Source organism: Acinetobacter sp. ESBL14 (assembly GCF_036668815.1).
Classification (GTDB): domain Bacteria; phylum Pseudomonadota; class Gammaproteobacteria; order Pseudomonadales; family Moraxellaceae; genus Acinetobacter; species Acinetobacter gyllenbergii.
This window is the reverse complement of sequence record NZ_JAZEVS010000006.1, coordinates 196,319-212,323: the sequence shown is the minus strand read 5'-3', so window position 1 is coordinate 212,323 and position 16,005 is coordinate 196,319. Positions and strand designations below refer to the sequence as shown.

Annotated in this window: 14 protein-coding genes and 4 tRNA genes; all 18 read right to left on the bottom strand. The window is 37.6% G+C overall.

Annotated elements, in window-relative coordinates:
- Positions 1–20 precede the first annotated feature (20 nt).
- A complete protein-coding gene (locus V6E90_RS17750) occupies positions 21–377 on the bottom strand; it encodes a hypothetical protein (protein WP_332606066.1) in 357 nt (118 codons plus the stop codon).
- Between the two features lie 43 nt (positions 378–420).
- A complete protein-coding gene (locus V6E90_RS17745; protein ID WP_332606065.1) occupies positions 421–1,221 on the bottom strand; it encodes a DUF7738 domain-containing protein in 801 nt (266 codons plus the stop codon).
- Between the two features lie 11 nt (positions 1,222–1,232).
- Entirely contained in the window at positions 1,233–2,000 is a 768-nt protein-coding gene (locus V6E90_RS17740) for a DUF7738 domain-containing protein (protein WP_332606064.1), read from the bottom strand.
- A gap of 71 nt (positions 2,001–2,071) precedes the next feature.
- The gene (locus tag V6E90_RS17735) at positions 2,072–2,902 is read right to left on the bottom strand and encodes a DUF7738 domain-containing protein (protein ID WP_332606114.1); all 831 of its coding nucleotides are present in this window, start codon (positions 2,900–2,902) and stop codon (positions 2,072–2,074) included.
- Between the two features lie 208 nt (positions 2,903–3,110).
- Positions 3,111–3,176, bottom strand: a complete 66-nt coding sequence (locus tag V6E90_RS17730; RefSeq protein WP_332606113.1) for a hypothetical protein — start codon at positions 3,174–3,176, stop codon at positions 3,111–3,113.
- 226 nt (positions 3,177–3,402) lie between these two features.
- The gene (locus V6E90_RS17725) at positions 3,403–4,866 is read right to left on the bottom strand and encodes an amino acid permease (RefSeq protein ID WP_332606063.1); all 1,464 of its coding nucleotides are present in this window, start codon (positions 4,864–4,866) and stop codon (positions 3,403–3,405) included.
- A gap of 455 nt (positions 4,867–5,321) precedes the next feature.
- Positions 5,322–6,353 carry an arginine N-succinyltransferase gene (astA, locus tag V6E90_RS17720; protein ID WP_332606062.1) on the bottom strand — a complete coding sequence of 344 codons (1,032 nt, stop codon included), beginning with the start codon at positions 6,351–6,353 and terminating at the stop codon, positions 5,322–5,324.
- 585 nt (positions 6,354–6,938) lie between these two features.
- Positions 6,939–7,490 (bottom strand): hypothetical protein, encoded by a 552-nt coding sequence (locus V6E90_RS17715; protein ID WP_262756924.1) that lies wholly within the window; start codon positions 7,488–7,490, stop codon positions 6,939–6,941.
- Between the two features lie 135 nt (positions 7,491–7,625).
- The gene (locus tag V6E90_RS17710; RefSeq protein ID WP_332606061.1) at positions 7,626–8,432 is read right to left on the bottom strand and encodes an N-acyl homoserine lactonase family protein; all 807 of its coding nucleotides are present in this window, start codon (positions 8,430–8,432) and stop codon (positions 7,626–7,628) included.
- Between the two features lie 61 nt (positions 8,433–8,493).
- Positions 8,494–9,945: an NAD-dependent succinate-semialdehyde dehydrogenase gene (locus V6E90_RS17705; RefSeq protein ID WP_332606060.1), complete on the bottom strand. Its 1,452-nt coding sequence runs from the start codon at positions 9,943–9,945 to the stop codon at positions 8,494–8,496.
- 9 nt (positions 9,946–9,954) lie between these two features.
- The gene (locus V6E90_RS17700) at positions 9,955–11,355 is read right to left on the bottom strand and encodes a sigma-54 interaction domain-containing protein (RefSeq protein ID WP_262756920.1); all 1,401 of its coding nucleotides are present in this window, start codon (positions 11,353–11,355) and stop codon (positions 9,955–9,957) included.
- Positions 11,356–11,373: 18 nt separating this feature from the next.
- Positions 11,374–12,528, bottom strand: a complete 1,155-nt coding sequence (locus tag V6E90_RS17695; protein WP_016543114.1) for an iron-containing alcohol dehydrogenase — start codon at positions 12,526–12,528, stop codon at positions 11,374–11,376.
- A 321-nt stretch (positions 12,529–12,849) separates the two neighbouring features.
- Positions 12,850–12,923, bottom strand: a tRNA-Trp gene (locus V6E90_RS17690).
- A gap of 64 nt (positions 12,924–12,987) precedes the next feature.
- Positions 12,988–13,072: transfer RNA gene (locus V6E90_RS17685), tRNA-Leu, on the bottom strand.
- Positions 13,073–13,224: 152 nt separating this feature from the next.
- A tRNA-Trp gene (locus V6E90_RS17680) sits at positions 13,225–13,298 on the bottom strand.
- Positions 13,299–13,366: 68 nt separating this feature from the next.
- A tRNA-Leu gene (locus tag V6E90_RS17675) sits at positions 13,367–13,451 on the bottom strand.
- Between the two features lie 106 nt (positions 13,452–13,557).
- Complete coding sequence (locus V6E90_RS17670; protein ID WP_332606059.1) at positions 13,558–14,382, bottom strand: protein kinase domain-containing protein; 825 nt, start codon at positions 14,380–14,382, stop codon at positions 13,558–13,560.
- Positions 14,357–15,865, bottom strand: coding sequence for a DUF3336 domain-containing protein (locus tag V6E90_RS17665; RefSeq protein ID WP_016540613.1), 1,509 nt, complete (start codon positions 15,863–15,865; stop codon positions 14,357–14,359). The genes V6E90_RS17670 and V6E90_RS17665 overlap by 26 nt, the downstream gene beginning before the upstream one ends.
- Positions 15,866–16,005 lie beyond the last annotated feature (140 nt).

The window sequence follows — 16,005 nt, the reverse complement described above, 5'->3', positions numbered from 1 at the left end:
CTTAAACTACGATTATTCAATTACTCTTGAACTATAAAAGTGTATTTTTTGTCTATTTCAGCGTCCCCGCCAGCGTAAAACCCAGCTGAGATATGAACTGTAAAGGTACCTTTATACTTTGGAGTTCCCTTAATTTCTATTCTATTATATCCATCTAAATCATCAACAGGTCGAACCTCGACTCCTAGATCCTTTGGGATATCTGTATTTAATGGCTTATGCTTATCAATAACTTTTCCACCAGAAATATTGATGACCTGATGATAAAATTGATTAACATGGGCTACATCTAAATTTTCAGGTGTAATCTTATATTTCTTGCCACAGCCTTGCAGCGCAAAAATAACCAAAACAATTAAAATCAATTTGTATTTCATTAAAAATCATCCTCAACATTACGACTACTAAGAAAAAAGAAGTTTACTTATTTTCCTCTTCCAACTCCTTTTCTGTGCAGTATCTTGGGACAACCTTCATAGCTTTTACATCAAAATATTCGTCGCATACCTCCTTACCAGTTTCATCTTTTCTTCTATATAATTGTTTTTTTTGCTCTTCACTCATCGAATCTAAGTAATTATAAAAATACAGATGATCAATCACTTCTGGATCATTAAAACTGGTACTTAACTCAATTCCAAATGGCTCACCTTTTTGATTTTCATTACAATCTGCCGTAAGGTTGTAGCTCACACGTGTTTTGGAATGGAATTTACTTCTAATTTCATCATGCATGGGATAAGCACCGACAAGTACACCCTCTACATCAATCGCATCTTTAAAGATGCTTCTCACTTGTTCGGTATCTGGTTTCTTCAGTTCTTCTTCAATTTCTTCATCGGTTTCTTTTTTAATATCATGTGCTGGACGTTCTAAACGAAATCGAAAACTATCAATTTGCTTATCATTTTTTCTCTCAACCAAGCGAACGCCAATCTCATCATAGATATATAAATTGGTTAAATTAGCTCCATCTGTACTGTCCACTTTTCTATAATTTTTTCCTAATGCTTTGAGCCAAGGGTCTACAGTAGAATTCAGATAGAGATCTGTGCCGTTATAATTAATTGCACAGCCATGCACCTTAAATTGATGCTTCTGGTTTAATTTCTTGATAAATCCTTCTGTATCAGCACTTGGTTGCCCTGCTGACTGGTCATTACTGCAACTGATACATACAAAGCTGATAAGCAGAATTCCAAAAATATTAAATTTATTCATATTCAATACAGTTATTTTTTCACAGGATAGTCGTCACAACCGCCGCCTAAAATAGGATGATCGCGATCAGGGCCTTCACAGAATGCTTTATGCTGTCTCGCTTTCTCATCATCACTGATAGAATCAAAATAATTATAAAAATACAGATGATCAATCACTTCTGGATCATTAAAACTGGTACTTAACTCAATTCCAAATGGCTCACCTTTTTGATCATTTTCGCAGCCAATCGTGAGGTTATAGCTCACCCGTGTTTTTGCATGAAATTTATTTCTAACTTCATCATACATGGGATAAGCACCGACAAGTACGCCATCTACATCAATCGCATCCTTAAAGATACTTCTTACTTGCTCCGTATCAGGTTTCTTTAGCTCTTCTTCAATTTCTGCATCTGTTTCTTTCTTTATATCGTGCTCTGGTCTTTCTAAACGGAAACGAAAACTATCAATTTGCTTATCATTTTTTCTCTCAACCAAGCGAACGCCAATCTCATCATAGATATATAAATTGGTTAGATTAGCTCCATCTGTACTGTCCACTTTTCTATAATTTTTTCCCAATGCTTTGAGCCAAGGGTCTACAGTAGAATTCAGATAGAGATCTGTGCCGTTATAATTAATTGCACAGCCATGGACCTTAAACCGATGTTGTGAGTTTAATTTCTTGATAAATCCCTCAGTATCCACACTTGATTGTGCCGTTGACTGACCATTACTACAGCCCATACATAAAATCATGGGTAAAAAACTTAATAAAACCTTTTTAGGATAATTCATAACTTTTTACAGCCAAATAAGTTTACTAAATTGTTCGCCCTCTTTTACACAAATAATTTATTGGGAAAGAGCTATTTATGAACATTTTTCCTTTCCTCCTCCAACTCCTCTGACGTACAGTAACTTGGAACAATTTTCATAGTTTTTACATCCATATAATCACCACAAATTTCTCTACCATTCTCATCAGTTCTACGTCCTAGAGCCTTTTTTTGCTCTTCACTCATCGAATCAAAAAAATTATAAAAATACAGATGATCAATCACTTCAGGATCATTAAAACTGGTACTTAACTCAATTCCAAATACGTCACCTTTTTGATTCTCATTACAATCCGCCTTAAGATTGTAGCTAACCCTCGTTTTTGAATGGAATTTACTTCTAATTTCATCATGCATGGGGTATGCACCGACAAGTACACCTTCTACATCAATCGCATCCTTAAAGATACTTCTTACTTGCTCCGTATCAGGTTTCTTCAATTCTGCTTCTATTTCGGCATTGGTTTCTTTTTTAATATCATGTGCTGGACGTTCTAAACGAAAACGAAAACTATCAATTTGCTTGTCATTTTTTCTCTCAACCAAGCGAACGCCTATATCATCATAGATATATAAATTGGTTAAATTAGCTCCATCTGTACTGTCTACTTTTCTATAATTTTTTCCCAATGCTTTGAGCCAAGGGTCTACAGTAGAACTCATATAGAGATCTGTGCCGTTATAATTAATTGCACAGCCATGCACCTTAAATTGATGCTGTGGATTCAATTTTTTCAGAAACCCTTCAGTATCTGAATTCGTCTGTGCTGCAGACTGACCATTACTACAACTCATACATAAAATAATGGGTAAAAAACCGACTAGAACTTTTTTAGAATAGCTGATGGCTTTAATATTCATGCTGAGACTGGTTAAAATATTAACTATTTTCTGACTATTGTTTATGCTTGCCATACTTCATCATTTCCAGCATACACTTTGTTCTTAAATATTCCATACAAGCACTTTATACTATAAAAAGAAGCGATGTCCTCCTCTTTTCTAAAATCTTGCTCACCAACAAACTTACCAGTATTTAACACCTTGCTGGTATATCCGAAGAAGCCAATCACTGTAAATGTGAAATAATGCGCAGCTTAGGTATATACTCCAGTTTGGCTGCGCCACCTAAAATAAGCGCAAGCTCAAAACTGAAGATATCATTTTTTTAACTCACTCTACTTTTGATCACACTGTCAAAAAGAATTTTATTTCCAGCAACTTATCTCTAAATCACCTTTATTCTTGTACAAGAATAAAGGCTCGGATCAAACAATCGCATTCATGCTTAATACTCGGCAACATTTTTGGAAAAATTTAGCACCTTATAAATGAATAAACAGCGATAGATTTAACCCAACTTAGACATAATCCACCGTTCTGGTTTTTAACAGATCGAGTTGCAGCATTTTTTTCTTTTTACGACGGTATGCAATCAGCAAGCCAATGAACCATACTGGTGAAAAAGCCAGCGCAATCAGCGTATCGTGATCTAAAGCCAAGATCACAATGGTAAATACCAAAAATGACATGGTGAACCATGCCATAATCAAACCACCTGGCATTTTAAATTTAGACTGCTGATGCAACTCTGGGAATTTTTTCCGATAGCAGATATAAGACAAAATAATCAGCATAAAGGTAAAAATACATAGAATCGAAGTCAATGCTGAAATGATGGTAAATGCTGTCATGACATTCGGCACAATAAATAAAATCGAGGTTCCAATCGTGACACAAGTCATGGAAAAGATCAGACCGCGAATCGGCACTTTTCTTTTTGACAATTTACTAAAACTTTTCGGCGCATCATTGTCTAGAGATAAACCATAAAGCATACGGCTGGTCGCAAAAATCCCACTATTTGCCGAAGAAAGTGCAGACGTTGCCACCACAAAATTGACTAATCCCGCCGCAATCGGCAATCCAATCAGGGAAAACATTTCCACAAAGGGACTTTTTTCTGGTGAGATTTTTGCCCAAGAGGTCACTGCGATAATACAAACCAAGGCACCGACATAGAACAACAAAATACGTAATGGAATCGAATTGATGGCTCTAGGCAATGATTTATATGGATCTTTGGTTTCGGCTGCAGTGGTTCCGACCAGTTCAATACCGACAAAGGCAAAAATCGCAATCTGAAAGCCTGCCAAAAAGCCAGTAACCCCATAGGGGAACATCGATTGAGTTTCAAATACATGGCTCATCGAAGCTTTGACACCACTCGGCGAGGTAAAGCCAGTGCTGATTAAATAAATCCCTGCAAGAATAAACAGAATAATGGCGGAGATTTTGATTAAAGAGAACCAGAACTCCAACTCACCAAACATACGAACGGCGACAAAGTTCAGGATGGTTAAAATTGCCAGTGAGGTAAATGCTGGTATCCAAACAGGAACGTCAGGATACCAGAACTGCATATACCCCCCAATCACAATCACATCAGCAATTGCAGTAATAATCCAGTTACACCAATAGGACCAACCCAAAAAGAAACCCGCCCAAGGGCCGATATACGCTGTTGCAAAATCAGCAAAGGTCTTAAAATTAGTATTTGCCAGCAATAGTTCACCCATTGCCCGCATCACAAAGAAAAAGAAAAAACCGATAATTAAATAAGTTAAAACAATTGAAGTACCCGAAACACTCAAGGTTTTACCAGAGCCCATAAATAGGCCTGTACCAATTGCACCACCAATGGCGATCATCTGGATATGACGATTGGTCAAAGAACGTTGTAACTTTTCTTCATCCTGCTGCGTCATATGTTGACTGCCAAGCAGATCTCCTTGCAGAAGTTGCTTTTCATTATTCTGAGTCATGTCATCCTTACTCCAATGTATAACAGCCGTTATCATTGCCTGATATCAATAAATTATTTTTAAAATGCTTTAATTTAAAAGTTCCATTTTCTAAAAATTATTTTGAAATTAATAATTTAAATAATTCACCTCATCTATAAATTGTTGGTATTAGATCCCTTCTCAACACGCTAAAATTTATTTTTTATTAATCAAAACTATTTTAGCCGCAAGCATCATATCTCATTCATGAATAAGTTGAAGAAGATGCTCTTCATGTCCGCTTAATTAATACCCAATTAACATGAAATATAAACTATATGGTCAATCATAATTTGCGCTCATCTATTTTATTCATGGAATTAAGAAACATTTATCATCGAGAAAAACAGAAAAATATGGCTAAAAAATTACAGCATAAATATCATTAATTAAGCGCTAAATTAGCGATTTACTCAAATACAATGCATTAGGTTCTAATTTGCAATATTGATATTGAGCAACCGTACAGATGCACCCGCTTTAACATGTAACTGATGCGCTTGTTCCTCATTCAATATCACTTGTTTGGAATCTGGCTGGCTATACGTCAGAATGGCGCGGAAATTTTCATAATCGTCATTGGCAACAATATAAGGCTCATCACCAAGCGCAATCAGATCAGATGACTCAACCTTTGTCGTCACCACATGGCTGTCTCTAATCGCTCTTAAATTTTCAATATCAGCCTGTAAAGTCGCACCCGCATCAAAGATATCAACATAGCCCTTATAGCGTAGACCTTCTTCAATCAACAGATTATATGCGGGTACTGTATTCGGGTGAACTGCAGCAATCACAGCTTTGGCCTCATCAGGCAACATATCGACATAAAGTGGATGTCGCGGCATCAGTTCTGCAATGAAGGCTTTTTTTCCTGTTCCACTCAGATAATCTGCTTTGGTAAATTCCATATCAAAGAATTTATGTCCAACCGCATCCCAAAACGGTGAACGGCCATTTTCATCTGAAAAGCCACGCATTTCAGCCACAATGGTTTCTTCAAAATATTGTCTAAAAGCAGAAAGGAACAGAAACCTAACTTTAGACAAAAACTTGCCATTCTTATTTAAGCGATAGTCAGGATCTAAAAATAGAGTACATAGTTCACTACAGTTGGTATGGTTATTACTCAAATACAAAGTTGGTAATGCTTTATAGACATTCAGTGGTTCTGAAGAATGCACTTGCGTACCCACATGGAAATTATACCAAGGCTCTTTTAAGCCCAAGGCAACTTCTATTCCACACACTCCGACCACCTTATGCAGTGTGGTGTCTTCTAATGCAAATAAATAGCCCTGCTCCGACTTTTCTAGTTTACCTTCAACCGTCTTTATCGCTCGGTCTATACGTGCAGCCAGTATTTCCATATCAGGTTGCAAAGAGGTTAAGCCAAAACCTGCTTTTTGTGCCAAGTGATAAAGATCATGGATGTCTTTTTGTTGGATATAGCGAATGATCATCATGTCATTTACCCTTATTTTGCGTCAAAACAAACGCAGCACAAGCTACACTGTTTGTTCTCTTGAGTAAGACCTTCAATTCATGCGATCTGTGTTGAACCATGCACAATCCTGACATTTGTTATTCCTTAATTCTTAAATTTTTCCCTAGCCTCAGCTCAGTGATGACCAAGCTGGCTTTATTTATCTAAGTCTTTTTTGTGACTTTTCATCAAGCTGAAATCAAATTTGAATACACTAAACTGATCAACAACGGTGCTGATTACTCTATTATTCAAAAACTAATTGGCACAAAAAATTTAAAATTAAGCAAAAAATGAGCTGTTTTTTAGCATTTTATTTATTGACAGTGACAATATGAAAAATTTTAGGATCAATCTAAAAGGAAAATAGAGACATCTCTCTATTTGAATACGGTCGAACCTCTCCAGGCTAGTTTAGTTTTATAAAGAATAGAGATGCCCCAGCAATCATTTTAAGTTAACAACTGAATAAGAAATAAAGTGCAATAATAAAAAGCAAAGCTTCAGCTTTGCTTTTTATTATTTTCACCGAACCAAGGCTTAGCTAGGAGAATTTAAATCAACATTAATATGCTGATTTACCATGTAATGACCCTGCCATACTTGAACGGAATTGTGTTCCCCACTTACCATCTACATTCGTAATAATATAAAAGGAATCAAAGGTATGACCTGGAATCGGTTTCCCAGCCTTATCTAAACGGGTAAAAGATAAGGCAACGTGATATTTATTTGGATTATTTTTACCATCACTGCCTGATTGCACAACGTAACGATAATCCCAACGGGTATTTTCCCAACCAATCGATTTTGCAAGTTTTTGCAAATCCTGATCTTTTGCATACGCCTCTGGCGTTTGCCAAACAGTTACTTGATTACCAGACATACGAACATGTGGATAGTTCAATGTTTTTGCCCATGCAAGTTCATCTTTAGCGTTAAATGTAGTTAAAAAGTCATCTAATGCCTTACATGGCACTTCAAATTGTGGGCTGTAGCGGCCATTTGCATCTTTTGCACAACTGTCTGGTAGTGCTGCTTGAGCCGCAACGGTAAAAAGCTGTGAAGTTAAAATGCCTGCAGCCAATAACGTCGATGCTTTAACGAAAGATTTCATAATTTATTCCTTGAGATAAAATCCATTTTTACAATCTGTTTTGAATCATGAGAAAAGCAGATTGCTATTTATATAGACTTGAAGCATTCAAGCCCTTTCCAATATCAAATGCTCTATGACAAATGACATATTTGATTACAGACTCGCTAAAGTCTCTGAAGTAATTCTGCGAATCGATCCATCTGTCAGCAATTTAGATTGTTCTGGATCATGTCCATATAAGACAAAGGCACCTTTGGACTGTAGCTGTTTAAATAAATTAAAATTATTTAGCATTGCCTGAGCATCATTCACCACCATGGCATCTGGTAGCGTCATCTTTTCAAGGGAAGCTTTTAAATAACAAGCATCTGCGGTAATCACCACATCTTTGCCTTCTATTTTGACTTTAAGAGATTGATGTCCTGGTGTGTGACCAAAACTCGGGATTAACATCACGGAACCATCGCCAAATAAATCATGCTCACCATCAACCTCAAGTCGATCATGTCCTAAATCGTAATGACGCGGTACATAGATTTCTTTTTCAATATTTTCTTCGTTTTTAGCAGCCTGCCATTCACGTTTCTGAATAATGAGACGCGCATTGGGAATGCAGGCATTACCACCACAATGGTCAAAATGTAGATGAGAATTAATGATGAAATTAATTTTTAACGGATCGACACCAAATGCTTCCAAGCGTTTTGCAACATCCTCACCTGGAACAAAATCTACAGTGGTTAAGTCTGCAAATCCACCTAAGGCTTTTTTAACCACAGATTCATCTTCTGACTGCAGCGGCAATTCCAATCCAGTATCAAATAAGACCGTCCCTTTAGGATGCTCAATCAAATAGCATGGAACAGGAATCGCCAGACTCCCAGCTTCTCCAGCCATAAAAAAACCATAAGGCATTGTGATCCAGCCACATGTCATGGCATATAATTTCACTTCTTCCATTTCAAAGTTCCTTTTTAACGTTACGCTTTCAAAAAACCAAACAACCTTTTGGCTGCTTTATTCACAAACCTCCCGTGCAGATATATTTCAACTCCGTATATTCATCCAAACCATACTTAGACCCTTCACGACCAAATCCTGAGGATTTAATCCCACCAAATGGCGCCTCCGTTGTCGAAATTAAACCTGTATTAATTCCCACCATTCCATATTCCAAAGCTTCGGAGACTCGGATGCTACGCTTTAAGCTCTCCGTAAAAATGTATGAGGCCAAGCCATACTCGGTATTGTTTGCACGCTGAATGACTTCTTGGTCAGTCTTAAATTTAAAAATCGGTGCGAGCGGAGCAAAGGTTTCTTCTTTAAAACACAACATTTGATCATTGGCATTGATGACAATCGTGGGTTCAAAAAAGTGAGTTCCTATTGCTGACTTTTGACCTCCCAAAATCAGCTCAGCACCTAAATCAATTGCGTCATCAATATGTGAAACGATTTTGTTCACTGCTTTTTGGTTAATTAAAGGGCCAAGATCAACGCCTTCTTGCAAACCATTTCCGAGTTTTAATTGAGAAACTTTAATTTTTAATTTTTCAACGAATGCATCATGAATAGATTCATGAACAAAAATACGATTGCTACACACACAGGTTTGCCCTGCATTTCTAAACTTACTATCGATCGTGCCCTGCACCGCCAAATCTAAATCAGCATCATCAAAAACAATCAAAGGGGCATTTCCACCCAACTCAAGTGACATTTTTTTTAGCGTCGACGCTGATTGCTGCATTAATAAAGCACCTATCGGCGTGGAGCCAGTAAAACTCACTTTCTTTACAATACTGCTCGCCGTTAAAACGGATGCAATTTCTTGTGCGTGACCTGTAACAACATTCAAAACCCCGCTTGGTATTCCAGCCTTTTCCGCCAAATAGGCCAATGCTAAAGCACTAAAAGGCGTCTCTTCAGAAGGCTTCAAAATCATGGTACAACCCGCAACCAAGGCTGGAGCAGCTTTACGTGTAATCATCGCTGCTGGGAAATTCCAAGGCGTAATCGCGACACAAACCCCAACTGGCTCACGAATCGTTTTTAACCGTTTATCATTTGTCGGTGCAGGAATAGTATCGCCGTACATGCGACGTCCCTCTTCTGCAAACCAATCAATAAAACTGGCTGCATAGCTAATCTCACCTTTTGCCTCATTCAGTGGCTTACCCTGTTCGATGGTCATGATGGTGGCTAACTGATCTTTATAATCCAGCACTAATCTCGCCCAATTTTTCAAAAGATCAGACCGTTCTTTGACACTTTTCATTTTCCAAGCCTGCAGGGCATCCGAAGCGGCTTGAATTGCCTCATGAATTTGTTCAACCGCTAAGGCTGGAATGGTTGCAATAAGATCATTATTTGCAGGATTAAAGACTTCAATCGACTGTTGATTGGAGGACTCAACCCAATTTCCGTTGATATAAGCTAAATTTTTAAATGTGTCTAAATGAAGAATATCCATATTTAATCCTTAGTAACGTTCTAAATAGCGTTGTCGCTTTTTCACAAGAGTAGATTGATCAATCCCTAAAATTTGTGCGGCTTTTTGCGTCGTTTTATATCGCTCTAAAGCCTGAGAAATTATGTTGTATTCAAATTCATCGACCTGTCTTTTGAGACTTTGATCTGTAGAAGACGTATGTCCTTTTTGAATTGATTGCTGAATATTTGCTGGAATATCCAGCGGTTGGATAATATCCATTTCACTCATGACGACTGTCTGTTCGACAAAGTTGGTCAATTCTCTTATATTTCCTGGCCATGCATATCTTTTGATTAACTCAATCGTTTCCTCTGCATAACTTTTATTCAATCTGTATTTTTTATTGAAAATTTCTAAATAAAGTTCTAGTAATGGACCCAATTCATTTAGACGGTCTTTTAAATCATCAAGATGCAAAGTGGCTACACAAACACGGTAATACAAATCGTTTCTGAACAATCCTTTTTCAACCAAGCCCAATAAGTCATGGTGTGTCGCGGAAATAATACGAACATCTGTATAAATATATTCAAAACCGCCTACTGGAATAAAACGATTGTCCTCCAAAACCTTCAAAATTTTTGCTTGTAGTGCAAGCGGTAAATCACCGATTTCATCTAGGAATAACGTTCCGCCATTCACCGCTTCAAACAATCCTTTTTTCCCTTTCTGTAGCGCCCCAGTAAATGCACCTGGCACATAGCCAAAAAGCTCTGATTCCAACAATCCTTCAGGCATCGTGGCACAGTTTATTTCTAAAAAAGGTTTATCTCGACGTCCACTGCATTTATGAATATGACGTGCTAAAACAGTTTTCCCTGTCCCAGTATTACCCTGTATTAAAATTTTAATATCAGAAGATGCTATTCTTTCGGCTTTTTTATAAGTACGATTGGTCGAATCACTTAAATGCTCTAAAAAACCTGTAGTTGATTTTAAACCTGAATATTTTTTCTGTGTATTTTTAATATCCTCCAGTTCTCTTTGTGCATTCTGAGCTTCTGTTAATGCCGTAATATCTCTTACAGAGGTAATAACCGCAATTAACTTCTTTTTCTCATTAAATACTGGATGCCCAGTAACCAATAATTCTTTCCCATTTTTTAAGGACTGAAGCAATGTTTTCTCTTGATGTGTTTTAATCACATCCAGAGAAACAGATCGAGAAATAACACCTTGTTTTACTAAGCTTTGGATTGGGGTGTTTAACAGATTTTCACGACTCAAACCTGTGAGCTGTAAATATCCATTATTCACAAATAAGATAATTCCCTTTTCATCTGTAATGAAAACACCATCATCGATAGCATCAACAATTGAAATAAACATTTTTTTTGAAATGCCTATTTCATTGAGATCACGATTTAATAGAAAATCTACCCAATCCATTTTTTCATTCCTTTGATTTTAGTAAGCCGCCTCATAGATTTTTTCAATCTCTTGAAGATTCAGCTTTCTCGGATTATTCCGTAGCAATCTTTCAATTTTAATTGCTTCAGCTGACAACTCTGGAATAACCTCTTTAGGTATATTGAAATGATTCAATCCCTTTGGAATATTAACCATCTCACATAAAAGATATAATCGATCGATTACTTTGTTTGCGATTTGAATCGAATTACAACCAACAATAGGTTCATCAAAACACTGTGCGATGATCCTAAACTTATCTAAACATGCGACCTTGTTATATTCCATGACATAAGGTAACAACAGTGCATTACTTACACCGTGTGCAATATGGAACCGGCCTCCCAATGGATAAGCCAAAGCATGTACAGCACCTACACCAGCATTACCAAATGCAAGACCAGCCATTAAGCTTGCATTGGCTAAATCTTCCCGTGCTAGCATATTTTCTGGATTTGCATAGGCAGCAGGCAGTGATTTCATGATCAAAGTCATTGCCTGAATTGCGAAGGCATCGGTTAATGGAGATGCATTTACTGAGATAAACGATTCTATTGCATGGACCAATGCATCTACGCCACTTGCTGCGGTAATCGAAGGTGGACAACTTACCGTCATTTCTGGGGCAATAATGGCGACATCAGGTAGTAAATAATCACTAACAATTCCTTTTTTTACCTGATTTACAGTATCAGATAAAATAGCGATATTGGTTACCTCGGAACCTGTTCCTGCCGTTGTTGGCAGTACAATTAAAGGTAATCCTTTCTGCTCAACCTTATTTTCGCCAAATAAACTATCCAAAGGCACATTATTATTTCCATATATTGCAACGCATTTAGCAGTATCGATAACACTCCCGCCACCTATAGCGACAATTCCATTATATTGATCTCGCTCAAAAAATTGTTTTGTTTTGAGTACAACTTCAATTTCAGGTTCTGGTGTAATATCTGAATAAATCGTATATTCAATATTATTATTGATTAAATTCTGTTTTATTTTTTCTACTGCTACAGAATTTAATACTCCTTTATCAGTTAAGACCAAAATTTTTGACATTTTCAACCGATGGATATGATGAATGAGTTCCTCAGAAGCCCCAATACCTGTAACCAGTTTACTGACCGATTTAAATAGATGAATTGACATATTCATAATCCCTTATTGCTTATTCCCATCAGAATATTGCAATGAATATGCCAAGTTTTTAATCCTTATTTTTCAAAGGTTTAATTTTTTCTTATTATTCTCTTTGATGAATATATTCATAATAACATGTCATTAATTCATAATTTTATTTTTATATGGATTGATTGAAAATAATTATGAATAGAGATCTTAGCTAAAATATTCTCATGAGCTTTTACAGGTATTCATGACCAATAAAAATAAAAACTCAATCTTTCTTAAAAACACAAATATTTAGGCCATAAAAAAGCCCTTGTTTTCACAAGGGCTTTTTTATTAATTTGGCAGAGGATCAAGGACTCGAACCTTGACGAACGGTTTTGGAGACCGTCATGCTACCATTACACCAATCCTCTATAACAGCATGATGGAAGTCCTTCAGACTTCATCATAAAGAAAGTAGTAATACTCTCTTAAATATGGTGGGGGCGAAGAGACTCGAACTCTTACACCTTGCGGCGCTGGAACCTAAATCCAGTGCGTCTACCAATTTCGCCACGCCCCCGATGGGTGTGTATATTAGAGATAAACCCTGCGACTGACAAGCCCTTTTTATAAAAAAACTATGTTTATGAAAGCTAATGCTTTTTTAATATACAGATCAAATAAATTACACAAATAAAAAAAGGACCTTCTCTCGAAGGCCCTTTTCAAATTTGGCAGAGGATCAAGGACTCGAACCTTGACGAACGGTTTTGGAGACCGTCATGCTACCATTACACCAATCCTCTATAACCACATGATTAAATCCTCTCAGATTTAACCATAAAAAAAGCAAGTTAAACTTGCTTTTTAAATATGGTGGGGGCGAAGAGACTCGAACTCTTACACCTTGCGGCGCTGGAACCTAAATCCAGTGCGTCTACCAATTTCGCCACGCCCCCGATGGGTATGCATATTAGTGAGAAACATGCAGCATGACAAGTCTTTCACCTAAAAAAACCAATCAACTGAACACATAATATTCAAATCTAGCATTGATGTTTATTTTTACGGCAAATCAATGGCGTTTAGACTATTTTTTGCAGCTAAAACTGAATTAAAGCGTTGTTTAACATGCTTTTGGGTTAACCCATTCAGCAGAGGAAGAAAAACCTCAAATTCAATCGGAAGCTGAATCTGTAGTTGTTGACAATGTAAAACGGCCCAATCGTGATAAGTGCTCGCCGTTAAGCGAGATTGAGTCAACCATTCATACACAATAACCCCCAAAGCATAGAGATCACTTTGAATACTTTTCCCTGCCCCATGAAAAAGCTCGGGTGCCATATAATGTGGTGTTGCATCCAAGCTCTGCATGGGCTGCCCAATTCTAAAACATTGCTCAAAATCGATTAATCTGCACGAATGACCGTATAAACGAAAATGTTCAGTTTTCAGATCACCATGCACCCAACCTGCTTGATGCAAGCTATCTAAAGCCTCGAACGCGCTTAGAATCTTTTGTTTAATTCTGTTCAGGGATTCGGATGCCGAAATCGGAATAAAAAAATGGGGGCTATCGATGCTCACTAAGCCCTGCCTAGCCTGATCGATAGCAACATCACTTTTAATTTGACTCAGTGAAATGATTGCATACGGCAATAAAAAATTTTGCTCGATGCCCTTAAATTTCTGATAAAAATCCAATTCACGTAAAAATGCTTGTTCCAAAATAGGATGGCTATCGGCTTGATGGAATTTAAGCCAATAACCTTGTTGCTCCACTTGAAAGGTATAAACACGTCGCCCAAAGGCATAGCTTTGTGCTTTAGTCCTTAGCCTTAAATCTTCAAGTTGAATTTCTGGATCAGAGATCCACGTAGTAAAACTCATTCTGCTGCTTTTCGTCCTGCTTCCGCAATGATGTTAAACAATGCTCAATGGTTTTACCAATCCGCGCATGAATTTCAATTGAGGCGATTTTTGGCCAAGTTGCCCGTTCGCCCTCTTGTTGCAATACTTTAAACAGTTTCGGACGTGGATTTTGCAGCATATAGCTATAGTGTCTGAAACCATATTTGGCAATGATATTCACATCGCCATAATACCTCTGCCCTAAAATACCGTAACCATGATCAAGCATCCGGCGAATCGGGAAAAAACTCCCCATATAGCTTCGGGTTAGATCCATCACATCCATGGCAATGGTTTTGCCTTGATGGCGGATAATTCGTTCTGGCCAACTGAGCACATCTCGGCGGAAACGGTTGCTGTCACTTTGCATAAACGGCACGATATGCGGATTGACCTGACTGGCAATGGTATAATTAATATTATACAGCCGAGCCATTTTCTCCTGTGGGAAATCACTGCGCATACTGCCATCCACCCATTTGGTATTGGCAAGGTACGGTGTATGTTGTCCATCATAACGTTTACTGGTCAAATGCACTGGTGGAAATAACACAGGCACAGCACAAGAGGCCAGTACGGCACTCCACACCAACACATTAGGTGCAGTCAATGCATTCATAATGCGCGGGTTTTGTGCGGTGTTATAGGGTGCAATCACAATATTAATATGTCGTTTGGACTGCTTATATGCCTCGGCAAAAGTAACATCACCCAAGTTCTGCATCAGGAATTTTTTTAAATACATCACATCCGCAACCCCACCACGGCCCCGAATCAATTCACTGATTTTCCTAAACTTAAAGGCATCACTAAAAAAGTGTTCTCCTTGCAGCAATTCAGGCACTTTATCAGGTGTAGACACGCCTAACATGCCTGTCATGATTGCCCCAGCACTTGAACCTGATAAAACTTGCGGCATCAAATCCTGCTCCAAGAGCGCCTTACAAACGCCAGTATGGAATAAACCCAAAGTTGCGCCACCTGAAAACATCAAAGCGGGTTGACCATAGGCTTTTTGGCATTCTTCAAAAAACTGAATTTTCTCTTTCAATTGGAAAGTAATACACTCACTCGAAGCTAAGTAACGCAAGCAGTCACTCATTTCTTCAACATAGTTTTCAATGATCTTTTTGGTACCAAAATAAGTTTCGGCAAACAGCATCGGATGCCCAATATTGGCAAAGTCATATGACAGACCTTCTCTTAACACATAGATCAAATCCAGCGTGCGATGCTGCATACGATATTTTTTTAATAGGTTATAGCGTTTCGAAAGGATTTCCGCATCAAAATATGGCGACTCATTGTCATATTTCCATGCCTCATGACCAGATTCTTGATCCAGTTTTAGTGCAATTTCTTTCCACTCTGTATAAGAGCTTGCATGTCGTAGGCGTTCTTGCAATACATCAACTCTATGTGACTGATATGTATTCTTTTTCTCTTGAACTCTATTGAACATTTGCAATCCTGATTTTCAGCTTATTTTTTATATGCTTGCACCTATACAATGCAAAATGCTGCCGCAACAATCAAGGGTAAAATCGATTTATTTCGATATTTCTGATGATATTTTCTTTATTTCAGTAATAGCAGTGATAG

What these genes read in the sequence shown, in the direction of transcription:
- V6E90_RS17710 (WP_332606061.1), bottom strand. Translation starts at nt 8,432, where the DNA reads ATGGAAGAAGTGAAATTATATGCCATGACATGTGGCTGGATCACAATG.
- V6E90_RS17665 (WP_016540613.1), bottom strand. Translation starts at nt 15,865, where the DNA reads ATGTTCAATAGAGTTCAAGAGAAAAAGAATACATATCAGTCACATAGA.
- V6E90_RS17695 (WP_016543114.1), bottom strand. Translation starts at nt 12,528, where the DNA reads ATGTCAATTCATCTATTTAAATCGGTCAGTAAACTGGTTACAGGTATT.
- astA (WP_332606062.1), bottom strand. Translation starts at nt 6,353, where the DNA reads ATGATGATCATTCGCTATATCCAACAAAAAGACATCCATGATCTTTAT.
- V6E90_RS17715 (WP_262756924.1), bottom strand. Translation starts at nt 7,490, where the DNA reads ATGAAATCTTTCGTTAAAGCATCGACGTTATTGGCTGCAGGCATTTTA.
- V6E90_RS17700 (WP_262756920.1), bottom strand. Translation starts at nt 11,355, where the DNA reads ATGGATTGGGTAGATTTTCTATTAAATCGTGATCTCAATGAAATAGGC.
- V6E90_RS17670 (WP_332606059.1), bottom strand. Translation starts at nt 14,382, where the DNA reads ATGAGTTTTACTACGTGGATCTCTGATCCAGAAATTCAACTTGAAGAT.
- V6E90_RS17735 (WP_332606114.1), bottom strand. Translation starts at nt 2,902, where the DNA reads ATGAATATTAAAGCCATCAGCTATTCTAAAAAAGTTCTAGTCGGTTTT.
- V6E90_RS17745 (WP_332606065.1), bottom strand. Translation starts at nt 1,221, where the DNA reads ATGAATAAATTTAATATTTTTGGAATTCTGCTTATCAGCTTTGTATGT.
- V6E90_RS17740 (WP_332606064.1), bottom strand. Translation starts at nt 2,000, where the DNA reads ATGAATTATCCTAAAAAGGTTTTATTAAGTTTTTTACCCATGATTTTA.
- V6E90_RS17705 (WP_332606060.1), bottom strand. Translation starts at nt 9,945, where the DNA reads ATGGATATTCTTCATTTAGACACATTTAAAAATTTAGCTTATATCAAC.
- V6E90_RS17750 (WP_332606066.1), bottom strand. Translation starts at nt 377, where the DNA reads ATGAAATACAAATTGATTTTAATTGTTTTGGTTATTTTTGCGCTGCAA.
- V6E90_RS17725 (WP_332606063.1), bottom strand. Translation starts at nt 4,866, where the DNA reads ATGACTCAGAATAATGAAAAGCAACTTCTGCAAGGAGATCTGCTTGGC.